The 4,075-nt window shown below is 68.8% G+C and carries 4 protein-coding genes and 1 pseudogene; 3 read left to right on the top strand and 2 right to left on the bottom strand.

The genetic code is table 11. The annotated features are described in order from the left end of the window. A pseudogene (locus G3N93_RS35380) lies at window positions 1-189 on the bottom strand (phage tail protein); the annotation flags it as partial. 108 nt (window positions 190-297) lie between these two features. Next, on the bottom strand, window positions 298-1,305 hold the full coding sequence (gene hpnA / locus G3N93_RS35375; protein ID WP_206135054.1) for a hopanoid-associated sugar epimerase: 1,008 nt from the start codon (window positions 1,303-1,305) through the stop codon (window positions 298-300). A gap of 175 nt (window positions 1,306-1,480) precedes the next feature. Here hpnA and G3N93_RS35370 point away from each other — a divergent pair, with 175 nt between their 5' ends. The 3 genes from G3N93_RS35370 to G3N93_RS35360 all read left to right on the top strand — a co-directional run. Continuing rightward, the gene (locus G3N93_RS35370) at window positions 1,481-1,777 is read left to right on the top strand and encodes an acylphosphatase (RefSeq protein WP_174940647.1); all 297 of its coding nucleotides are present in this window, start codon (window positions 1,481-1,483) and stop codon (window positions 1,775-1,777) included. Between the two features lie 16 nt (window positions 1,778-1,793). Continuing rightward, window positions 1,794-2,693, top strand: a complete 900-nt coding sequence (gene rarD, locus G3N93_RS35365; protein WP_174945798.1) for an EamA family transporter RarD — start codon at window positions 1,794-1,796, stop codon at window positions 2,691-2,693. A gap of 397 nt (window positions 2,694-3,090) precedes the next feature. Further along, a partial coding sequence (locus G3N93_RS35360) for an OpgC domain-containing protein (protein ID WP_206135053.1) occupies window positions 3,091-4,075 on the top strand: 985 nt, incomplete at its 3' end.

Genomic DNA, 4,075 nt, shown 5'->3' with positions numbered 1-4,075 from the left:
GTGGCGTTGCGCGGCGGCTTGCGCTTCGGTTTCCGCGGCGGCGTGCCGCTCTGCCGCGGCCTGGGCTTCCGTTGCTGCGGCGCGCGCGAAGGCTTCCGCGCTGCGGGCCGCCTGCTGCGCGGCGTGGTGATCGTGGAGGAGCTGATCGACGCCCATGGTGAGCGAAGCGATCTGATCGTTCAGGTTCATGCGTGTCTTCTCTGCGTAAGACCCGCGATTTTAACCGCTGCGCCGGTAGTGGGCCGCGCGGGACGTGTAACAAAGTGCGCAAAGCGGCGTGAAGCACGCCGCTTTGTGTTACTTCAGGTAGCCCGCGGAGCCGAACCAGTCGAGCGCATCGCGCAGCCCTTCGCGGTACGGGCGTGCACGGTAGCCGAGCTCGCGCTCGGCCTTCGCGGACGTGAAATACATCTTGTTCTTCGACATCCGCAGCCCGTCCACGGTGACGAACGGCTCCTTCTTCGTGAACTTCGCGACCGCTTCCGCCCCGACCGCGAGCGGGTAGAGCGGCCAGCGCGGCAGCGCGATCGTCGGCGCCTTGCGGCCCGTCATCTGCGCGATGTCCGCGAGCATCTGCTGCAGCGGCAGGTTCTCGCCGCCGAGAATGTAGCGCTCGCCGATCCGGCCGCGCTCGAGCGCGAGAAAGTGGCCGTGCGCGACGTCGTCCACATGCACGAGGTTCAGCCCCGTGTCGACGAACGCGGGAATCTTGCCGAGCGCGGCTTCGACGATGATGCGGCCGGTGGGCGTCGGCTTCACGTCGCGCGGGCCGATCGGCGTCGACGGATTGACGATCACGGCCGGCAGCCCTTCGTCGGCGATCATCCGCTCGACCGCGCGTTCCGCGAGCACCTTGCTGCGCTTGTAGACCCCGATCGCCTGCTCGGCTGTAAGCGGCCGGTTTTCGTCGGACGGATCGCCGGCGCTCGTCACCTTCAGCGTCGCGACGCTGCTCGTGTAGACGATCCGCTCGACGCCTTCCGCGCGCGCCGCGCGCATCGTCGCGACCGCACCCTCGAGGTTCGCGCGCTCGATTTCGTCGGGGTCCGGCGCCCACAGCCGGTAGTCGGCCGCCACGTGCAGCAGGTAGCGCACGCCGCGCAGCGCGGCGCGCATCGACGCCTCGTCGCGCATGTCGCCGGTGACGATCTCGGCGTCGAGGTTCGCCACGTTCGTGCGCGGGCTGGTCGGGCGCACGAGCACGCGCACCGCATAGCCCTTCTGCTGCGCAATGCGCGCGACGGCCGAGCCGACGAAGCCGGACGCGCCGGTGACGAGAACGAGATCGCGGGAGGTATCAGTCATGCGTTTCCTTCAGGGCCGCGCGCGAGCGGCGCGGCGGTTGAGCATCGGCGAGATTGTACGTGGTCGGCGCGCGCGGCGACGCAAGGCCGTGACGGGGGCGAACCGGCTCCGGCCCGTGTGCGAAGCGGCCGACGCGACTACAATGCCGGGCTTGAATCAACGGGAGGGCGACGCGATGAGCCGCAATGAACAGGACGAACGGATCGAGACCTACTACGTGCGGGTGCGCGGCGTCGTGCAGGGCGTCGGCTTCCGTCATGCGACGGTGCGCGAGGCGCATGCACTGAAGCTGCGCGGCTGGGTCGCCAATCTCGAGGACGGCACCGTCGAGGCGATGATCCAGGGCTCCGGCGCGCAGATCGACCGGATGCTCGCGTGGCTGCGCCACGGGCCGCCGGCTGCGCGCGTGACCGAGGTGACGTTCGAGGAACGTCAGACCGAAAAGCGCTTCGAGCGCTTCCAGCAGCAGTAAGAGGCGCGGAACGATCATGACGGGGTATCCGGAGGCCGGGCGCGGCCTCATGTTGTCGGTGACGGCGTCGATGCTGTTCGCGCTGATGTCCGCCTACGCGAAACTGCTCGCGCCGCTCACGGGGCTCGACATCTTCGCGTGGCGCGTGTTGTGGACCGCACCGGGCGCGCTCGCGCTGATCGCGCTGCGCGGCCGCTTGCCCGCGCTCGTCGACCTCCTTCGGCGCAGTGTGCGCGACTGGCGTCTGCTGATTGCGCTGCCGGTGAGCGCCGCGCTGCTCGGCGTGCAGTTGTGGCTGTTTCTTTGGGCGCCGCTGCACGGCCGCATGCTCGAAGTGTCGCTCGGCTATTTCCTGCTGCCGCTGACGATGGTGCTCGTCGGCCGCTTCTACTATCACGAACGGCTCGATCCGCTGCAATGGGCGGCGGTCGCGTGCGCCGCGCTCGGCGTCGCGCACGAAGTGTGGGCGACGCGCGCATTCGCGTGGCCGACGCTCGTCGTCGCGCTCGGCTATCCGCCGTATTTCGTGCTGCGCCGGCGGATCAACGCCGATTCGCTCGCCGCGTTCGCGGTCGAGATCGCGCTGCTGTGCCCGATCGCGTTCGCGATGGTCGTGACGAGCACGACGCACGTGGCCGACCATCCGGTGCTGTGGGCCGTGCTGCTGCCGGGCCTCGGCGTGCTCAGCACGCTCGCGCTCGCGAGCTACCTGAAGGCGAGCCGGATGCTGCCGATGGCGCTGTTCGGGATTCTCGGCTACGTCGAACCGGTGCTGCTCGTCGCGGTGTCGCTGCTGCTGCTCGGCGAGACGCTGAGCGTCGCGAAGCTCGCGACGTACGGGCCGATCTGGGTCGCCGTCGCGCTGACCGCGTGGCACAGCGCGATGCTGATGCGGCGCCTGCCCGCGCGCGGATAAACGTCGATCGCGATGCGGCGGCCGCGTGCAGCGTGCCGCGTCGTGCATCGCAAGACAACGACACCGTAGCGGTCGAACATGCCGATGCTGACCGCAAACTGGCGTCGCACTGACGTGAGTCTGGCGACGCTGCCTGCTTTGCACGACAAGGCTCGCGCCTGTAATCGAACAGAAGATTCGGTTGCACTTTGTTACTTAGGGTCTCCCCGGATCGGCCATTAGACTGGCCTCACCGACTTCCCTTCGTATGCAGCCTTTCAATGAACGGTCATCTCCGTGCCTGGCCGGCCGGGTTGGCGCGATGCGAGCATACGCGTATCGCCGCTGATTCCGCTTGCCTTCTCCTTCCCGATCCATTCCAGGGTGCGCGCCGCACCGCCGTCGTGCAGGTGCGCTCATGTCGTTGAGCCCGCCGCCTTCCGCCACGTTTCCACCGTCGCGCAGCGGCCGCCTGATCGAAGTCGATTTCTTCCGCGGCATCGTGCTGTTGATGATCGTCGTCGATCACATCGGCGCGAGCGTGCTGTCGCGCGTCACGCTGCACGCATTCGCGCTGTGCGACGCGGCCGAGGTCTTCGTCTTTCTCGGCGGCTTCGCGACCGCGAGCGCCTATGGCGCGATCGCCGAACGGCATGGCGCGCGCGCCGCGCAAAAGCGCTTCGTGCGCCGCGCGATGCAGATCTACCGCGCGTTTCTCGCGACCTCGACGCTGATGCTCGTCGTGTCGGCCGTGCTCGACCACTACGGGATCGATGCGCCGAACCTCGCGCTCGACGACGTCAGCGTGATGCTCGCCTCGCCGCTCACGGGCGCAGCCGAGCTGCTGACGTTCCAGCGCCAGCCCTATCTCGCGTCGGTGCTGCCGATGTACGTGCTGTTCGCGCTCGCGTCGCCGGTGCTCGTGCCGTTCGCACGCCGGCATCCGTGGCTGCTGGTTGTGCTCAGCATCGCGTCGTGGCTGACGGCGGGCTGGCTCGGCCCCGAGCTGCTGGATACCGACGGATTCCGCTGGAGTTTCAATCCGTTCGCGTGGCAACTGATGTTCGTTGCCGGCGTGCTCGCGCGCTGCCAGCCGTTCTACCGGCGCATCGCGCTCGGGCGCTGGGGGGCAGCCGCGACCGGGCTCGCGTGCGCGGTCGTGCTCGGCTGCGCGAGCTACAAGCTGTTCTCGGGGCTGCCGCTGCCGGAAGGCGTGTTCAAGCGCGATCTCGCGCTGCCGCGCGTCGTGAGCTTCGCGGCCATCGCCTGGCTGATGGCCGATTGCGTGCGCTTCGGCTGGATCGCGCGGATCGCGCAGGGCGTGCGGCCCGTCGTGGCCGTCGGCCAGCGCGGGCTGATCTGCTTCGTCGCGGGCGCGGCGATCTCGCTCGTCATCGATTCGA

Origin of the sequence: Burkholderia sp. Se-20378 (genome assembly GCF_017104665.1) — a bacterium.
Taxonomy (GTDB): domain Bacteria; phylum Pseudomonadota; class Gammaproteobacteria; order Burkholderiales; family Burkholderiaceae; genus Burkholderia; species Burkholderia lata.
The sequence above is the reverse complement of the archived record's forward strand: the minus strand, read 5'-3'. Positions and strand labels throughout refer to the sequence as shown.